The 18,142-nt window shown below is 49.3% G+C and carries 16 protein-coding genes; 4 read left to right on the top strand and 12 right to left on the bottom strand.

Going from position 1 to position 18,142, the window contains the following annotated elements; translation table 11 throughout:
• Window positions 1-165 precede the first annotated feature (165 nt).
• Window positions 166-1,467 carry an alpha-glucosidase/alpha-galactosidase gene (locus MHH25_RS01275; protein WP_340018922.1) on the top strand — a complete coding sequence of 434 codons (1,302 nt, stop codon included), beginning with the start codon at window positions 166-168 and terminating at the stop codon, window positions 1,465-1,467.
• A 119-nt stretch (window positions 1,468-1,586) separates the two neighbouring features.
• Here the strand turns inward: MHH25_RS01275 and MHH25_RS01270 are convergent, their stop codons facing one another.
• From MHH25_RS01270 to ytxJ, 7 genes are all read right to left on the bottom strand, one after another.
• Window positions 1,587-2,288 carry a response regulator gene (locus MHH25_RS01270; protein ID WP_076210273.1) on the bottom strand — a complete coding sequence of 234 codons (702 nt, stop codon included), beginning with the start codon at window positions 2,286-2,288 and terminating at the stop codon, window positions 1,587-1,589.
• Window position 2,289: 1 nt separating this feature from the next.
• Window positions 2,290-3,894 (bottom strand): ATP-binding protein, encoded by a 1,605-nt coding sequence (locus MHH25_RS01265; protein WP_340018921.1) that lies wholly within the window; start codon window positions 3,892-3,894, stop codon window positions 2,290-2,292.
• On the bottom strand, window positions 3,895-6,234 hold the full coding sequence (locus MHH25_RS01260) for a histidine kinase (protein WP_340018920.1): 2,340 nt from the start codon (window positions 6,232-6,234) through the stop codon (window positions 3,895-3,897).
• A gap of 92 nt (window positions 6,235-6,326) precedes the next feature.
• Window positions 6,327-6,887 (bottom strand): potassium-transporting ATPase subunit KdpC, encoded by a 561-nt coding sequence (gene kdpC / locus MHH25_RS01255; protein ID WP_340018917.1) that lies wholly within the window; start codon window positions 6,885-6,887, stop codon window positions 6,327-6,329.
• Between the two features lie 59 nt (window positions 6,888-6,946).
• Window positions 6,947-8,947: a potassium-transporting ATPase subunit KdpB gene (gene kdpB, locus MHH25_RS01250; RefSeq protein ID WP_340020432.1), complete on the bottom strand. Its 2,001-nt coding sequence runs from the start codon at window positions 8,945-8,947 to the stop codon at window positions 6,947-6,949.
• A gap of 208 nt (window positions 8,948-9,155) precedes the next feature.
• Entirely contained in the window at window positions 9,156-10,829 is a 1,674-nt protein-coding gene (gene kdpA / locus MHH25_RS01245; RefSeq protein WP_340020431.1) for a potassium-transporting ATPase subunit KdpA, read from the bottom strand.
• Between the two features lie 424 nt (window positions 10,830-11,253).
• Complete coding sequence (gene ytxJ / locus MHH25_RS01240) at window positions 11,254-11,793, bottom strand: bacillithiol system redox-active protein YtxJ (RefSeq protein ID WP_340018916.1); 540 nt, start codon at window positions 11,791-11,793, stop codon at window positions 11,254-11,256.
• A gap of 222 nt (window positions 11,794-12,015) precedes the next feature.
• Between ytxJ and MHH25_RS01235 the strand changes: the two genes are divergently transcribed.
• The gene (locus tag MHH25_RS01235; RefSeq protein ID WP_339285069.1) at window positions 12,016-12,873 is read left to right on the top strand and encodes a hypothetical protein; all 858 of its coding nucleotides are present in this window, start codon (window positions 12,016-12,018) and stop codon (window positions 12,871-12,873) included.
• 119 nt (window positions 12,874-12,992) lie between these two features.
• Here MHH25_RS01235 and MHH25_RS01230 read toward each other — a convergent pair whose 3' ends face one another.
• From MHH25_RS01230 to MHH25_RS01220, 3 genes are all read right to left on the bottom strand, one after another.
• Window positions 12,993-13,421: a VOC family protein gene (locus MHH25_RS01230; protein WP_340018915.1), complete on the bottom strand. Its 429-nt coding sequence runs from the start codon at window positions 13,419-13,421 to the stop codon at window positions 12,993-12,995.
• A 168-nt stretch (window positions 13,422-13,589) separates the two neighbouring features.
• A complete protein-coding gene (locus tag MHH25_RS01225; protein WP_340018914.1) occupies window positions 13,590-14,150 on the bottom strand; it encodes a hypothetical protein in 561 nt (186 codons plus the stop codon).
• Between the two features lie 79 nt (window positions 14,151-14,229).
• Window positions 14,230-14,457, bottom strand: coding sequence for a hypothetical protein (locus MHH25_RS01220; protein ID WP_017691180.1), 228 nt, complete (start codon window positions 14,455-14,457; stop codon window positions 14,230-14,232).
• A gap of 177 nt (window positions 14,458-14,634) precedes the next feature.
• Between MHH25_RS01220 and MHH25_RS01215 the strand changes: the two genes are divergently transcribed.
• A complete protein-coding gene (locus tag MHH25_RS01215) occupies window positions 14,635-15,510 on the top strand; it encodes a CPBP family glutamic-type intramembrane protease (protein WP_100526476.1) in 876 nt (291 codons plus the stop codon).
• Between the two features lie 16 nt (window positions 15,511-15,526).
• On the top strand, window positions 15,527-16,288 hold the full coding sequence (locus MHH25_RS01210; protein WP_340018913.1) for a MerR family transcriptional regulator: 762 nt from the start codon (window positions 15,527-15,529) through the stop codon (window positions 16,286-16,288).
• A 58-nt stretch (window positions 16,289-16,346) separates the two neighbouring features.
• Here MHH25_RS01210 and MHH25_RS01205 read toward each other — a convergent pair whose 3' ends face one another.
• Both MHH25_RS01205 and MHH25_RS01200 read right to left on the bottom strand, forming a co-directional pair.
• Complete coding sequence (locus MHH25_RS01205; RefSeq protein ID WP_340018912.1) at window positions 16,347-17,219, bottom strand: sugar phosphate isomerase/epimerase; 873 nt, start codon at window positions 17,217-17,219, stop codon at window positions 16,347-16,349.
• A gap of 12 nt (window positions 17,220-17,231) precedes the next feature.
• Complete coding sequence (locus tag MHH25_RS01200; RefSeq protein WP_340018911.1) at window positions 17,232-18,107, bottom strand: sugar phosphate isomerase/epimerase family protein; 876 nt, start codon at window positions 18,105-18,107, stop codon at window positions 17,232-17,234.
• Window positions 18,108-18,142 lie beyond the last annotated feature (35 nt).

The following is an 18,142-nucleotide window of genomic DNA, read 5'->3' as shown; positions in this document are numbered from 1 at the left end:
CTTTATTTAATATTTTATATTATAACAGCTAAAGTGCTTCCATATTAGTTGAAAGCGGGAACAAAAATGGGATTATGCCATGTTTGAAAGGGTTTGAGCCATAGTTATATGTGCCGAATCGGCCTATAGTTGGGGTACAACATTTTTCAGGGAGGCTAAACTTAAATGAATAAAATTACGTTTCTCGGTGCGGGAAGCACCGTCTTTGTTAAAAACGTATTGGGTGATGTCATGATGACCGAAGCACTGCAGGATTTTGAATTAGCATTGTTTGATATCGATGCTGAACGTTTGAGCGATTCAGAGCGTTTGCTGACCAGTCTGGCCCGTTCACTCGGAAGTCGTTGCGTTGTGAACGTATATCATGACCGCAAAGAAGCGCTGCGCGGAGCCAAATATGTCATCAACGCCATCCAGGTCGGTGGATATGATCCTTGTACCATTACAGACTTCGAGATTCCGAAGAAATACGGACTGCGTCAAACGATTGCAGATACACTCGGTATCGGCGGAATTTTCCGTAACTTGCGGACGATTCCAGTCATGCTGGATTTTGCCCGAGATATGCAGGAAGTATGTCCGGATGCATGGTTCCTGAACTACACCAACCCGATGGCCGTGCTTACCAACGTCATGAATGTGCATGGCGGGATCAAAACCGTAGGATTGTGTCATAGTGTGCAGGTATGTGTACCACATCTGTTTGATGCACTGGGGATCGATCAGACAGGTGTTGTGGCTAAGATTGCAGGGATCAACCACATGGCGTGGCTGCTCGAAGTTACAAAAGACGGGCAGGATCTATACCCCGAGATTAAACGTCGGGCGAAGGAAAAACAGAAGGAACAGCATGACGACATGGTTCGTTTTGAGCTGATGGAGCGTTTTGGCTATTATGTAACGGAATCCTCTGAGCATAATGCCGAGTACCACCCTTACTTCATCAAGCGGAATTATCCGGAGCTGATTGAACGCTTCAATATTCCACTGGATGAATATCCCCGCCGCTGTGTGAACCAGATTGAAGGCTGGAAAGAAATGCGTACCAAGCTGTTTGCCAGCGAAAATATTGAACATACCCGCAGCCGTGAATACGCATCGCATATTATCGAAGCGATGGAGACGAATAACCCATACAAGATTGGCGGCAACGTCATGAACAACGGATTGATTACGAACCTGCCGCGCGAGGCATGTGTCGAGGTACCTTGTCTGGTGGATGGATCAGGGATCAGCCCTACGTACATTGGGGATCTGCCTCCACAACTCGCAGCACTGAACCGGACAAACATCAACACGCAACTGCTAACAATTGAAGCGGCAATCACTGGCAAAAAAGAACATATCTATCACGCCGCCATGCTTGATCCACACACGGCTGCGGAACTGTCTATCGATGACATCGTAGCGATGTGTGATGAGTTGATTGAGGCTCACGGCGACTGGTTGCCAAAATACACGTCATAATATAAAAGCACCGTTTCCTTTGTAGCTAAAAGGGACGGTGTTTTGTTCGTTCCGTAGCGCTCACCCACTGAAGCGTAATCATATCATTTGATAAGAACCCCCCCGCTCTCCCTTGAACCTTATTCGGCAGGAAGCAAAAAGCGATAACCAATGCCAGGCTCCGTTTGAATATATCGCGGATTCGTCGGATCTTCATTTAATTTTTTACGCAGATGTCCCACATATACCCGAAGATAGTGGCTGTCAGACTCATGATGATGCCCTCCCCATACTTGCTGCAAAAGCTGACGCTGGGTGATGATCTTCCCCGCATTCGAGGCGAGCACCTTCAGCATCTCATATTCCGTTGGGGTTAATTTGACCAAAGTACCCTCCAGTTCCACCTGCCTTTGGGCCAGATCAATCGTGAGTGATCCGAAGCGTAGTATCGGCTCATCCGTCGTTTTGGCTACATGACGCAGCGCCACCCGAATACGGGCGACCAACTCACCCATTCCAAATGGTTTGGTCACATAATCATCTGCACCACCATCCAACGCGGCAATTTTGTCTCCCTCCTGATCCTTCGCTGTCAGCACAATAATCGGCACTTGTGACCATTCACGAATCCGGCGAAGCACCTCCATGCCAGACATGCCTGGCAAACCAAGATCAAGGATGATCAGATCCGGATGTACAATACTGGCCTGAATAACGCCCTCTTCGCCATCCCCACACTCGTGGAGTTCGAATTGGTGTGCCTGAAGGGTGACCTTGAGCAATTTGCGAATCTGCGGCTCATCATCGATCACCAGTATGCGAGCCCCTAGTGGTGCATTCATGTTATTCTTCAACCTCTCCTTGTTCTGAATAGGGAAACCGTGATCCGTGAGCCTCCATGGGAATATCTATGCGCATTCTCGTTCCCCCGCCCGGATTCGGCTCTGCTACAATAGTACCTCCGTGGACTTCCACAATGCCTTTGCAGATCGCCAGACCAAGCCCCGTTCCTGTGACATGCTGAGTCGACTCCGAGCGATAGAACTTATCAAATATACGTATTCTTTCCGCTTCCGGTATACCGATGCCTTGATCAGCTACCACGATCGTCAATTGACTTGGACTCTTATCACTCGTCACAGTGATGACAATCTGGCTCTCATCAGGCGAATATTTGATGGCGTTACTGACGATATTGACCAGTACCTGCTCCAGCAATACTTCATCTCCGTAAATGAAGGCCGGATCATCAGGCAGTTCAACTTGAATGTTACGATGCGGACTGAATTCCCGAACCTGTGTCAGTACAACGCTGATCATGTCCCCCACGTCACACCATTTCCGATTCAGTTGCAACATGCCGCTCTCCAGCCGAACCATACCCAGCAGATTCGTGACGAGACGATTCATACGCAAAGCTCCATCCCTAATGTTGCCTGTTAATTCTCTCCGATCCTCGGGTGTAAAAAGAGTATCATTCTCCAACAATCCCGTAGCCGAGCCGATAATGGCGGTTAGGGGCGTACGCAACTCATGAGAGACAGAGTCCAGCAGCGCTGTGCGTATGCGCTCTGATTCAGCAGTAATCTGCGCCAATCTGGCCTCTTCCGCCAGCTTCACTCGGGCAATAGCACCTGCGGCCAGTCCTCCGCATGCTTCCAGCAAACGAAGCTGTTCTTGCTGCTCATGAACCTCACCAGCGTCCATGCTCACAGCGAGCACGCCATGAATCTGCTCCTCTGTGCGTAGCGGCACGTAAAGTCCGGGAGATTCCCGTAAAGCGGATGATCCTTTACCCGCGATCTGTCCGTGATGATACACCCATTTGGCAATGGCAATCTCCGACTCTCCATCTCCCCAGCCATCCTTTTCCCCTTCTGATGCGGGTGCAGAAGAGCTTGTAACCAGCATATCCCCCTGCCCATCCGGAAGATACACAGCTGCTGGTTTGCCCAAGGTGAGCGAAACCTGGGTTGCAATGTTAACCAGTAAGGTATTCAGATCCGTAATGGCTGTCATCTGACGACTCAATGCGTACAGAGAGTTAGTCGTGGCCTCACGTGCTTTTACCATCTCCAGCTGTTGTCGCAATCGACCTGCAAGACTGGCTGTCAGGATTGCCACCGCAAGATACACAACAAAGGAGATGAGATATCTCAAATCCTCAACCGTGAAGCTCAGATATGGCGGTACAAAAAAGAAGTCAAACATAATGACGCTAATACTCGCAGCATATACAGCTGGTCCCATTCCCCAATACACAGCACTCACCAAGACGGGAAACAGGTATACAAGCCCAACATTGACCAGATCACCACTCATGCCGATGGCATGAAACAGCAAAGTTAGCAGCGTCACCCCGAGGGTCACCCATACATATGCATATGCCGGAACCCTTTTCCAATGGGCTGCCGGCGTTTCTTTTTTTATTCGTTCAGACAAAATCATTCACATCCCGCTCAGTTCATAATCATAATCTGCAACGATTAATACATCCAGATGCCGAGACAAGCGTACAAGTCGGTTGACCACCGAGCCTGAGCCTCGGTAGCCATTCAGCCACCACACCCGTCTTGCCTGCCCGACCACCAGCTGGGTTGCTCTCGCCTCCGATGCCTTTCTTGCCAAAATCTCAGGTACATCGCGCAGTCTTGGACTGTGATGAATATGAAATTGACCACCAAGCCGAATCGTCAGCTGCTCCAATGCTTCCAGATGGCACTTCACTTCGTCACTCATGGACTCACCGATGTGGATATGATGTACATGCCAGATGGCTTTTAGACGATAAGCCATACGGAATCCGCGCCGGATCAGCCGCTCGGCATGACGATCACTGCTTACACATACAAAGACTGCTTCCTGTCTGCGCCAAGGTCCTCGAAGTGTAATTTTGGCCTGCTGTGTTTCAAGCCGTTCATCCACATCGTCCGCCAACTCACGCAGGGCAAGTTCACGCAAGGCAATAAGATTGCCGATTTTGAAGAAATTCGCAAGGGCTTGCTCGACCTTGGCAGTTGCATAGATTTTACCCTCCCTCATGCGCTGCCGCAAGGCCTGGGGTGCCACATCAATCAGCTGCACCTCATCCGCCATCTGAATGATCCGATCGGGTACGGTCTCGCGGACACGAACACCGGTAATATGTTCAACGGCATCATTCAGACTTTCGAGATGCTGTACGTTCATTGTGGTAATCACCGAGATGCCTGCATTCAGCAGGAGCAGGACATCTTCATAACGCTTTTGCCGGACACTTCCGGGCACATTCGTATGCGCCAGTTCATCCACAAGCACCACTTCCGGACAAAGTTGCAGAATACCCTCCGTGTCCATCTCTTCCAGACGAGTCTCCTGATAAACGCGCTTCGCGCGAGGGATCACAGACAGGTGACCCATCTGCTCCACGGTTTCCGCCCGCCCATGTGTCTCCAGCAAACCGATTTGCACATCGATGCCCTTACGGAGCAAATCATTGCCTTCCCGCAGCATCATGTAGGTTTTGCCTACACCGGGCGCGGCTCCGATATATATTTTGAATGTACCGCGCTGAATCTGGCCAATCTGTTCCTTCATTTCCTGCTCGCTTAGTCTGCGGTATGTCAGTGACTCCACATCGTTTACCTTGGCCGGAACCACACGTTCACCCTCCCGGGCAGCTCGATCAGCAACCAGAAACAGATCAACGCCACGTAATCTGCGTAGCAGCGAGTTAACAACGGACCCTTGCCACAGTTCCTGCCAGCGTGTACGCCGGGAGTGTCCCATCACAATCCGGGTAATCTGGTGCTCCATGGCGTAACGCGCCAGCGTAGACGGGATGTTGCGACGGTGTAATATAGACAACTCCTCCATATGGCCGCCAAACTTCTCTACCAGCTTGATCATATTACGCCGAAATACGGTTGCCTCTTTGGTTAATGGCTGCTTCATATTCCGAAAAACCACAGCGCATAAATCACCATTCAGCCGTTTGGCAATCTGTTGCCCACGCCGGATATAGATGGAGCCGTTCCAATGATATTGGGTGGACACCAGAATCCGCTCCATGATGCCTGTTGTGACGGTAATTCCCATCTCCTCCCGATGCTCACGCAGGGATTCATTCACCCCTTCCGCAACCAATCTCAGGGCCAGTTCGCGCAGAATACCCAGATTACCTTGACGAAATACAGCTTCACCCTCATGTCCCTGCAAATGACCCTCTGCAAGACGGTTCAGTATCGTTTCCGGCGTGACGTCTATCAGCTTCACTTCATCCGCAAGCTCCAATGTATCGGCAGGCACCGTATATTCTGCTGCGATCCCCGTAAGTTGTCGTGCCAGCTCGGTATACCCTTCCAGCTCATACACATTCACCGTTGTCATGACACTGATGTTGTTTCGGAGCAAAAACTGAATATCCTCCAGCCGGGTAGCATACCGAGCACCTTCTCTGTTGCGATGTGCCAAACCATCCACCAGTACAACCTCCGGATTACGCGCCAATAGTGCATCCAAGTTCAGATCCTTCATCTCTACATCATCACTCTGGCGCACCCAGTGAATGCTTGGAATCCTTTCGAGTGCGCCAAGCTGTTCTACCGTTTCCGGTCTGCGCATCGTGGACACGGCGCAGATGACCACATCAATGCCCTGTTGGCGTAATGTGTTCCCTTCCCGCAGCATGTGATACGTTTTGCCCGATCCGCTGACTGGGCCGATGTAGATTTTGAGGGTACCCTGCTGCAGCTTCGTAATCATCTTCAACATCTCTTCCGGTGACTTGCGCTTAAAGCTGTCTTCCATCCGTCCTCTCCCCTTTCTTGTTAATGTGAAGATAAAAATGGAGAAAGCCCCTCCCGATATATCGAGAGCAGGCTAATATGTTCGTTCGTTCGTTAGTTCAGTTCTGCTGTCAGCGCCAGATTCAGAGCCGTTACATTCACACGTGGTTCCCCGAATATACCCATCTGACGGCCTTCCGTATGCTCATTTACAAGTTGCACAAGCTGCTGTTCACTAAGCCCTGTAGCTTCACTAATGCGCGGGATCTGTGCCTCAGCGGCTTCGGGAGAGAGATCCGGGTCAAGTCCAGAGCCTGAACCCGTCACGAGATCAGCAGGGATCTGCTTCAATCCCGGGTTTTCCTGCTGGAGCTGAGCAATCTTTTCTTTCATCTCGCCGATATACTCCTCCGAGGCTACGGCGCGATTCGAACCGGCTGAAGCCGTTGGATCATAATTGGCATTTGATGCCCGGGGCTGGAACAGCCCCGGCGATTGGATTTCCTGCGCCAGCAGGGACGAGCCGATGATTTTCTCATCTTGCGTAATCAAACTTCCATTCGCCTGCGCAGGAAAGAGAAGTTGAGCTACGCCAGTCGTTACGAGGGGATAGATTAGGCCGCATATCAGCATAAGCACAACGGATAACCGTATGGCGGGCAAGAACATGTTCATACAGATCACTTCCTGAATTCATTAGGATAAAAAAACATTTTGATAAGCATTTTATCTCGTTAAAGGATTCCCGACAGAACCAGGTCAATCAACTTAATGCCAATAAAAGGTACAATCACGCCGCCTACGCCATAGATGAACACATTGCGACCAAGCAGTCGTTCGGCTGACATCGCCCGATACTTAACCCCTCTCATCGCAATGGGAATAAGCATCGGAATAATAATTGCGTTGAAGATCAGCGCCGACAGGATCGCAGACTGCGGCGAAGCCAGATTCATAATGTTCAGCGCCTGAAGTTGTGGCATGGCGAGAATGAACATAGCTGGAATGATGGCAAAATACTTCGCGATATCATTGGATATCGAAAAGGTTGTGAGTGCGCCGCGTGTAATCAGCAACTGTTTGCCAATGGAGACGACCGACAATAGCTTGGTCGGGTCGGAATCCAAGTCAATCATGTTGGCCGCTTCTTTGGCCGCCATGGTGCCCGAATTCATCGCCAGGCCCACATCGGCCTGCGCCAGAGCAGGAGCATCATTGGTACCGTCGCCCGTCATAGCGACAAGTTTGCCCTCCTGCTGCTCTTTTTTGATCGCCGCAATCTTGTCCTCGGGCTTCGCTTCTGCAATAAAATCATCCACGCCCGCTTCCAGCGCTATGGTTGCTGCGGTCAGCGGATTGTCGCCTGTACACATAATGGTCTTGATGCCCATGGCGCGCATCTCAGCGAACTTCTCCTTCAGCCCTGGCTTCACAGTGTCTTTCAGATAGATCACACCGTAGATTCGTTCATCAATGGTCACAGCAAGCGGCGTGCCTCCGGCCTTCGCAATATGATTTGCAATCTCATCCAGATCTCCCGGTATACGGCCTCCTTCGGAAGCAATATAACGTTTGATTGCATCCACCGCTCCTTTGCGGATCTTCATTCCGCTGATCAGATTCAGACCAGACATCCGGGTCTCTGCCGTGAACTCCACATTTTCCGCATTGGCATACTCCGTCTCAGACCAACTTTGGCCTTGTTTGCCTGCCAATTCCACAACAGAACGTCCTTCCGGGGTCTCATCTCGCACAGAAGCCTGTAAAGCAGCCCGCGTCATCTCTGATGAAGTAATGCCCTGAACTGGAATGAATTCAGATGCCATACGGTTTCCGTATGTGATCGTCCCCGTTTTGTCCAGAATCAACGTATCGATATCCCCGGCTGCTTCCACCGCTTTACCCGACATGGCGAGCACATTAAACTGCGTAACACGGTCCATCCCGGCAATACCAATGGCCGATAACAATCCACCAATTGTGGTTGGGATCAGGCAGACGAGCAGTGCGATCAATGTCGCCAGATCCAGTCGAATACCCAGGTAATTCGCCATTGGAACCATCGTGAGTATGACAATCAGAAAAATCAGAGTTAATACGGCGAGCAGGGTTGTCAGCGCGATTTCGTTTGGTGTTTTCTGGCGCTGTGCCCCCTCAACCAGAGAGATCATTCGGTCAAGAAATGACTCACCCGGATCGGTCTGAACACGCATGACGATGTAATCGGACACGACACGTGTCCCGCCGGTAACGGAGGAGAAATCTCCCCCTGCTTCCTTGATGACCGGGGCGGATTCTCCCGTAATGGCCGATTCATCAATGGAGGCCAAGCCTTCCATAATCTCACCGTCCGTCGGGATCAGTTCACCGACTTCCACACGGACCATATCGCCTTTTTTCAACTGGGTCGAAGATACTTGCCGGATTGTTCCATCCTTCTGCACCAGATTGGCCAGGGTGTCCGACTTCGTCTTGCGTAACGTATCCGCCTGCGCCTTACCTCTACCTTCTGCAAGTGCTTCGGCGAAGTTGGCGAACAGCAACGTGAACAGCAAAATGAAAAACACGGCAATGTTGTACCCGCGCCCAGCCTCGGATGCGGTGAACAGATCGGGGTTGATGCATAATAAGAGCGTAATGAATGTACCCACCTCGACAATAAACATGACCGGATTTTTGACCATGACCACCGGATTCAGCTTCTTGAACGCATCGAGTGAAGCCTGAAGTATCATATCCTTGCTTAACGACCGTTTCGATCCGGAATCACGTTGAATATTATCGCCGTTTTTATCCGGCTCATTGCCCTTCGTTCTAAACATTTCTGTATCCATGTGTTGCATCGTCTGCTCCTTCTTTCGTTCGACTGCATTCATCGTGCACTGCCACCTCCGTACGTTACGTCCTTATACCAATTCCTCTGTTGCTCCCCTGTCATATCTCTCATTGAATCATTGCCAGATGCTCTGCGATCGGTCCAAGAGCAAGCGACGGGAAGAATGTGAGTGCACCGACTACAATGATCATCATGACCAGAATGCCAGCAAATAGAGGTGTGTGTGTCCGCAACGTGCCCGTAGTTACAGGCACAACCCGTTTGGTGGCGAGTGAACCCGCAATAGCCAGCATGGCGATCATCGAAACGTACCTTCCCAGCAGCATAACGATACCAATTGCGATGTTGTAAAAGTCTGTATTGGCATTCAGTCCGGCAAAGGCCGATCCATTATTGGCTGCTCCCGAGGCAAAAGCATAGAGAACTTCAGTCAGGCCATGCATGCCCCCGTTCGAGATGGACGCAATGGCTTCGGGCCGCATAAGCGCGATTGCCGTTGGCCCCAGAATAATCAAAGGATGAATGAGCAAGGCGATGGATGCGAGCTTTACCTCTTTGCCCTCGATTTTTTTGCCCAGAAACTCAGGTGTTCGTCCCACCATTAATCCACAGATAAACACAGCCAGAATCACATACAGTAGTCCGTTGATCAGCCCTACCCCTTTGCCCCCAAACACGTTATTGAGCATCATCTGAGCCAGTGACACCAGACCTCCAAGCGGAGTGAGCGACTCGTGCATATTGTTGACTGAACCTGTTGTAGCCGCCGTCGTGACCGCTGTGAATAAAGCCGATTCGGGTATGCCGAACCTGACCTCTTTCCCCTCCATATTGGCCTGAAGGCCTACTGCATCCAGCGCGGGTACACCGCGATATTCGGAGACAAATACGGTGGTCAACATCACTAGGAAAAGAAAACTCATCGCCGCGAACAACGCCCAACCCTGCTTCCGGTTATTGACCATCAAGCCGAAGGCGTATACCAGTGCAGTGGGTAACAGCATCATACAGACGATATGCACCAGATTGCTCAGGGCCGTCGGATTCTCGAATGGATGTGCAGCATTGGTTCCAAACCAGCCACCACCGTTGGTGCCAATGTGTTTGATCGACTCCAGCGAAGCGACCAGTCCACGTGTGATCGTCTGCTGCGCGCCTTCCAGCGTGGTTGCATTCACCGCTCCCGCAAGCGTCTGAGGCACCCCCTGGAATACAAGGAACAAGGCTACGATGAAGCTCAGCGGTAAAAAAATCCTCGTAATCGACCGTACAAGATCGACGTAAAAGTTCCCCAGTTCATCCCGGCGGCCTATCAGCCCGCGAATGAACGCAATAGCCACCGCGAATCCGGTCGCTGCCGACGTAAACATCGGAAACGTCACGGCCAGCATCTGTGACAGATACGACAAGGCGTTCTCGCCCGTATACGACTGCCAGTTCGTGTTGGTCATGAACGAAACGGCCGTATTAAATGCCTGCGCCGCTGGCATATTGCCGATTCCATCCGGATTGAGCGGTAAATATTTTTGCAGCCGCAGCACCAGAAACATCAATACCAACATTACAAAGTTGGAGAGGAGAACGGCCGTGAGGTACTTTTTCCACCCCATGGACTCGTTCTCCCGTACCCCCATCACTCGATAGAGCAGTCGCTCCGGCCCGCCAAAAACCCGATCCAGCCCCGTTCGCTGTCCATCAAACACGTTCACTATATATTTTCCCACCGGTTTCACCAGCAGCAGGATGATCAGCAGCGTCACCGCTACTTGCACTACACCGATACCCATATCCGCATTTCCTCCCTATTCGACGTTCCCTTGTTCCTGCATTACGCACATTGTCAGCGTCAGAATTTCTCCGGCTTCACCAGCACATAACCGAGATATATCACCAGTGAGAGCACAATCATGCCGATGACGATCATTTGGCATCCCCCTCTCTACCCTCAAGCCTTCTCGCAGAATTTCACAAATCCCCAGAAAACCGCAAACAGCAGCACAACCAATCCAATCATCGTGGCATCATTCACCATGCGCCCTTCCTCCCTCTCTCTACCGTTCTCTGCAACTGCTACATGTAAAATCGTAATACGAAACGCTGTAAAAAAGGGGTAAAGAAATGCCTCCATGGCTGTAAAAAAAACGTAAAAAAGACCCGCTCTCCTCAGCAATGGGCTGAAAAGAACGGGTCTATAAGGTTTACTATTTATCCAAATGGATTCTGTGCCCACTGCAATAATCTCTTCTTCGTGATTTTGCCATGAGAGGTATGATGGACGACTTTTCCCTGATCGAGCAGAAGTACCTGTGGTGACTCATGGTGAACCTCTGTCTCTTCCGCAATGTGACGGGACAACGAGCGATTTTCAATCACTTTGACGATGCGGTAGTCCATAGGTTGTTTGGGATCTGATGCATGGGTGCCTACAAACGCCATAAACTCTCTGTACGCTCTCGCACTGGTTGGACAAGTCGTGCTGTGTTTCAGGATAAGCACCGGATGATCCTGCGAGCAATGCAGCGCGTCTTCCCAGTCATCTGGTTTGTGCAATTCCCGGACATGCTCGCTGAGCATATGTTCCGAGTCTGACCCCGCACGTTTGCTAACCACCGAACCAATCACTATGCCAAGCGCCAAGCCAAAAGCAATCCCGAGTCCAAGCTGCTGCGTAGCCGTACCAATGCTGACTCCCATAGCCGTTCCTATAGCAAGCCATACGGCTTGATGATTCACCTTCTTCTCCATACAGATCTTCCCTTCCTGAAATATGTATATCAGGGCTATATCTTCCCACCGTATATTCTGATCAAATTATAGCATAGGCCTCTGTTAGCAGGCGTTGATAATCTTCATCTCCGAGTACAGATTTCAGCGTTTCGATTTATGCAAAATGCTCATTTGTGATACACTGGTTGTAATTTGGAAACGATGAACATGAAGAATGGATTGGAAGGGCGGAAATTCCATATGACATACGCATTTATGATTGAACCGCAGGATTTTATTGCGCTGGATAACGAAGATGAACTGATTGAGAAATGTCAGGAGTGGGGCCTGCTTTCCGGTAAAGCGACCAAACTCAAAACGTTCTATTATAAAGGAAACGGTCTGAACATGCCGTGTACCATCATTGGATATGTGGATCACATGGCAGCCGTTATTCAACTGGATAATGGACAAAAGCATTGTATTCACCCGTCGTATCTGAAGGAAATGCAAGCGTCCAGTTACAGCGCCAGAAGCATAAGTAATGTCGGGTCAGATCGCAGCACAGAACCCTCAACTTCGGATACAGTCGTACCAGTTACCCCTGCTGAACTTACGCAAACTCCAGATGCCTTGGTTAATCCGGATGAAATTCCGTCGGATCTGGATGATTCGGACGACACGGACACAGATGAATTCTCCTCGGGGATGAAGGGTGATCCGGATGGGCTAGTAGAAGAGTATGTTGGACCTCAGTCTGAGGCAGCCAGTGATGCCAAACCCAAAGCCAAAACAGCGAGCAAAGCTAAGAGCGTCAAGATTGATCTGCCCGAAGGCAAAGTGAAGATGAGTGCCGTTGTCAAAGAGTTCACCACCGTACCGAATCACTTCTCTGACAATGACGATGAAGTCATCATCTATGAAGCAGTTACCATTACGGAGCCAGACGTCATTGATGTTGGGGAAGCCTGGTCAAGCCACAGTGCCACCGTTAAGAAACAGGAACTGGAAGTGGGAGATGTTATCACGTTTGAAGCGAAAATTATCAAGAAGAAGCTGACACGTAACCCGGTTCCCTATAAAATCAACAATCCTTCCAAGATTCAGAAGGAAGACTAATCAAGTGAGATTAATTACGAATCATTACAAAAATTAGCACAAAAAAACCTCCAAGACTGCCTGAAGCAGATCGCGGAGGTTTTTGCCATTTGTAGGCTATATTAGCGAAGAGTACACTCTTAAGCTTGTCCAGGCGTAGCATTAATCTGAAAATGTACGCCGAATTTGTCGACAACCGTGCCGTAGGCTGGACTCCAAAACGTCTCTTGTATCGCCATTTCCACTACGCCTCCATCTTCCAGTTGGCTGAAAATTGCTTTGGCTTCATCCACAGTATCCGTGTTCACAGTAATACTAACATGATTACCTATGGTGTACGGCATGCCTGGAAATGTATCGGACAACATTAATACCGAGCTGCCAATCTGCAAAGAAGCATGCATAATACGGTCTTTCGCTTCTGGCGGGATGGGATGATTCGGGTCGGATGGACCTTCGCCAAATGTTTGTAGTGCGAGCACTTCCGCTCCAAATGCCTTTTGATAAAAATCTACCGCTTCACGTCCATTACCATCTGTTATCAGATACACATTCAAGCTGATCGACATGCGTTCTTCATCTCCTTGGGCTCATGTAATTTATACGATTCACGTCACTTGCGACATGAGTATATATGAACAGGTTGTCCTTTGACAAGCGTATATTTCTTCACTCATCCCTGCAGACCGTTACACGATTAGGGTTACCAACATATTCTTAATCCATCCCTCTCTCCACTACTTCTTGCGCCTGCGTATATAGTAGAGAACCGTGATCAGAACACCCGGAACCAGTGCTGCAAAACTGGCATAGATCAGACACCATTTCAACAGGGTAAATAGCGGAGTGAGTTCGGCAAGCACAGGCGTACGTTCAGGATAACGATACATGATCAGGGACGCACCTATATTTTCAAGCATGTCCATAGCCCAACCGAAGACCGGAATCAGATTCACCCAATGCCAGCGACTTTTTACCGGAAGCACGCGATAGAGTATCGATAACAGAACAACCAAGAGGAACAGATAGGCCAAGGGCCATATGAGGTCAAATGTGAATCGTGCTTGAATATAGGCGCTCCGCCCTGCTTCTCCATACTGCTCAGCCATCTGATAAAGATCATCCGCCGTGTACAGAAACGATGAATCCGGGGACTGCCCACCACCTGTGGCCTCCTCCGACTTTGCCGCCTGCCAGGGCAGAATAAATGCAATGAAACAGGCAAAAACAACAACCGCAGCTGCAACCCATTTCCAATTCACCCGCTGATAGAACCAATTTGACACTTTATTCAGCACGTTCCGTCCCCTTTCCCATAAAAAAAAGACCACTCTCCCGAATCCTGTCGGTAAAATGGTTGTGTTCAATCCTATGAAGTTATCGAGCTTGAACGATGTTATCTATTTCACTTTTCAATAAGAGGTATCGGTGAACACTTCTCATGATCGGGACCTTCGTTAGTTTGTTCTTGTCCACGTACAGTTTCATCTGGTCTTTGGTCAAACCAAGCAAACTTCCAGCTTCCGATACCGTCAACACTACCTCGGGGTTCGTAGCATTAAACGTCCTCTTTACTTTCTGATTCCAGTCCTCGAATACCTGCATAGATCAGTGACATCTCCTATCCATAGCCAGTTATTATCAGGCTGAATATATCCAGTATACCACACTTGTGCTGCTCGTAACTTAATCCTTGCGCAGAACCATATTCTGATAGGCATATTTCCTGCTTGACCCTGACGTTAACTCGAGGGTTTATACTGGCTTCAGGAGGGGATTAGCATGAGTATGTCACCTGAACATGTAACCAAGAAACGACGCAGTAGTGGAATAGCTATTATTGGAATGAGTTGGTTAACGATGACATTGGGTCTGTTTTTTGCTACACTCGCAGGGGAGTTTGTCAGCACTATTGGTGCTGCTGATTGGATGGTTCATCTCACCCAAGCTGTTGTCATTATTAGTATCGTCTTGCCCGTACTATTCGTCATTCGAAGACACTTCCATATGAAGTCCGTTCTTCTTCCTCTGACAGGAAAAAGCATAATTCACTTGCTCTTTGGCGCATTATTTGCCACTTCTCTGGCCTTCATCGGGTTAGCGATAGCTAGTATGAACAACTGGATTACGATTACGGAGTGGCACTTCTCAGCCGAGTTCTTGCTTGCTGTCGTACTTAATAGTTGTATTGCTTTCTTGTATGAAGCTTTGCCAGAGGAACTATCCATGCGAGGCATGGTCTATGATGGATTACGCTCCAGACTGCGACTTCCTGTGTTTTTCGCTTATGTAACTCAAATCATACTCTTTCTGCTGGTTCCGATGAGTGTCAGCCTATTGCAAGAACTCGTCGGTATGGATGCCGGAAACCGGATAACCTTGGATTATATGATCCTGCTCTTGACCTATGGAATTACGTTACAGCTTCTGCGCAGTTTGACCGGTTCTCTATGGGCCTCCATCGGATTTCATGTCGCTTACCTGGAGGTAGCCAGATTCGTTGTTATGCCAGGTGATAGACCGGCATTGTTAAGCTATACCGCGCAAGATAACGGGTTGGCCGAAATATTTATTTTGTATATGATGATAATCTTCGTCGGTGGGATCATTCTGACGGTGCTCAATGCATGGCGCTGGTGGAGGATACATAAATCATGAGGGAGGGATCTGCCTGTTGTATACCGTTGGACAACTATCCAAACATACCGGAGTATCCATCCGAACACTGCATTATTATGAGAAGCTGGGTTTACTGCGACCGGCCCGTAATGAGAACAATCAGTATCGCTTATATGGTGAAAAGGATATTTTACGGCTTCAGCAGATTACCATTCTGAAGAAAATGCATTTTAAATTGAATGAGATTGGAGAATTCCTCGATCAGGATGCTACTCGCTCTGAACCAGAAAGTAATCTCACTTTATGGAATAATACGTTGGAACAACAACTGGCCGTCGTTAAGGAACAGCAGGAGAGATTAAGCAAGGTCGAGCATCTTCTTTTTTCAACTATATATGCCATCAGAGCCTCCGGTAAAATCAGTCTGGATGAGATGCTGGGTTTCATCCGTGAACTGGATCAACCTCCGGGCAAGTTCCGTCAAGATGTTTTTACACCTGAAGAAATGGAATCGTTACCTCTGAATAATCAGAACGATTCAATATCCATGGAATGGGCCGATATTCTTAAAGATGTTCATACATACAAGATGGAACCTCCGGATTCCGAAGCCTCACGGTTACTGGCCATCCGAATCTCTGATTATGCTGAAAGGGCTTTTCAAGGAAATGCAGAATTGGCAGAAAAATATTGGGATTATATCACCCCAGAGGATGATCAGTCAGCTCGTGTATATGGTATGACAACGGATACCATGCGTTACATCGAAATGATCCTGGACCGATGGACAGTCCAGAATCCTGATGATCAACAATAAGAGCCACTTCGAAAAGTGGCCCTTGATCCATTCCCTTATTATGTTTCATCATGCTTCGTTACGCCTCTTCCCAGAAGCGGCGCAGGTTGTCCATGGCGATTTTGGATGCGGATTTACATTCCTCCATGCCTTCAAACTCCACTGTAATATTGCCATCATAGCCGGAGTCTTTGATCAGCTTTACAATTTTACGAATTGGAATGTCACCTTGTCCAACGATGGCCCCACGCAGGAAGTTACCGTTGGTCGTCGTAAACCATTCACCCTCACCTGGATGCTCATCATAAGGACGGAAGTAAAAATCTTTGAAGTGGACCAGAGAAGCGTACGGCAGATTTTTCATGACACCAATGATCGGATTCTCATCCACACACATGAAGTTTCCAATATCGAGTGTTGTTTTGAAGTTCGGACGATCTACAGCATGCAGAACACGCTGCACCCGATCACTCGCCTGCACGCTGAAACCGTGATTTTCAATGGTTGTCGTGATGCCAAACTGCGCGGCATAGTCCGCAATGATCTGGCTTCCCCGCATCATCAGCGGCAGATTTTGCTCGAACCAGGCAATGGTCATCTTCTCCTTTGGCAGGCTAAACGCCGTGACGTCATGACGCAGATGTTTTACACCCATCCGGTGTACGACATCCACATGTCTTTTGACCCGAGCCATCTCCTCTTCAAACGCCTCTTCCGTCTCCTGCACGAAGTTCGCTGGCAACGAGTAGTTGGACAGTTCAATACCCTTAGACGCTGCCCGTTCCCGAATCGCATCCGCCAGATCGTGATTATCCTCAACAGTGTAACCGTAAGGAACCATTTCCATATGCTCGCCGCCGTTCGCCGCAATCCAGTCGATCACATCCAGCACCGTCATCTCACCGGAATTCAAATCGTTCAACAAACTATACGTGCTCAGGCCCACTTTCATCTGCTCAGCTCCCTATCGATATTGTTGGATAAATCGAACCGCCTTGCGAATATCCTCCTCCGGCTGATGACCAACCTCGCGTTCAATCGTCAGATAACCGGTGTAACCAACCTCCTGAAGCGCTGCAAAGTATCCGTCAAAATCAACGCCACCTTCGCCCAGCGGCACCTCACGGAAGAAAGTCCCGGAAGAGACCATCTCGGCAATCTTATCGTGATCCATAGGGGCATAACCGACCGCTCCGTATACGTCTCGTGGGTCAACTTCCTTCAGCCGCACACCATCCTTAACATGAGTATGTACGATGTAATCCTTGAGCAGATGAACGCCCCTCGCCGGATCATCTCCGGTCACCATCACCATATTCGCCGGGTCAAAATTCACCGATACTCCGTTGGTCGATAACGTATCCAGGAATCCTTTCAAGTCAGCAGCCGTTTCCGGTCCTGTCTCAATGGCAAAGTATGCGCCAACACTTTTGGCGTATTGGCCCAGTTCCTCACAAGCAGCATGCAGCGTGGCATAAACTTCTGATGAAGGGTCATGTGGAACAATGCCGATATGTGTAGTGACAATGTTGGTGCCTAGATCGAGGGCCAGATCCACGATCCGCTTCGACTTCTCTACTTTCCACGGATTATCTTCCTTGACCTGAAAACCATGTCCACCCAGGTCGCCAACCAGTGCTGAAATTTCAAGACCCAGAGAATCGATGTAACTCTTCAACTCTTTACGCGCCGCAGGTGACAAATTTTCAGGGTCCATCTCTCCCTTGACGGCGTAGATCTGCACACCTTCTGCACCTACGTCTTTGGCTTTGTTCAACCCTTCCCGTACACCTACGCCAAAGCTATCCACGATGACACCGATCTTATTCGTTAATTTCATGTCATACCTCCTGTGATTGAGTGAGTAACTCTACG

The organism is Paenibacillus sp. FSL H3-0457, from assembly GCF_037981725.1.
In the GTDB taxonomy this organism is placed as follows: Bacteria; Bacillota; Bacilli; order Paenibacillales; family Paenibacillaceae; genus Paenibacillus; species Paenibacillus amylolyticus.
This window is presented reverse-complemented; position numbering and strand designations above follow the sequence as displayed.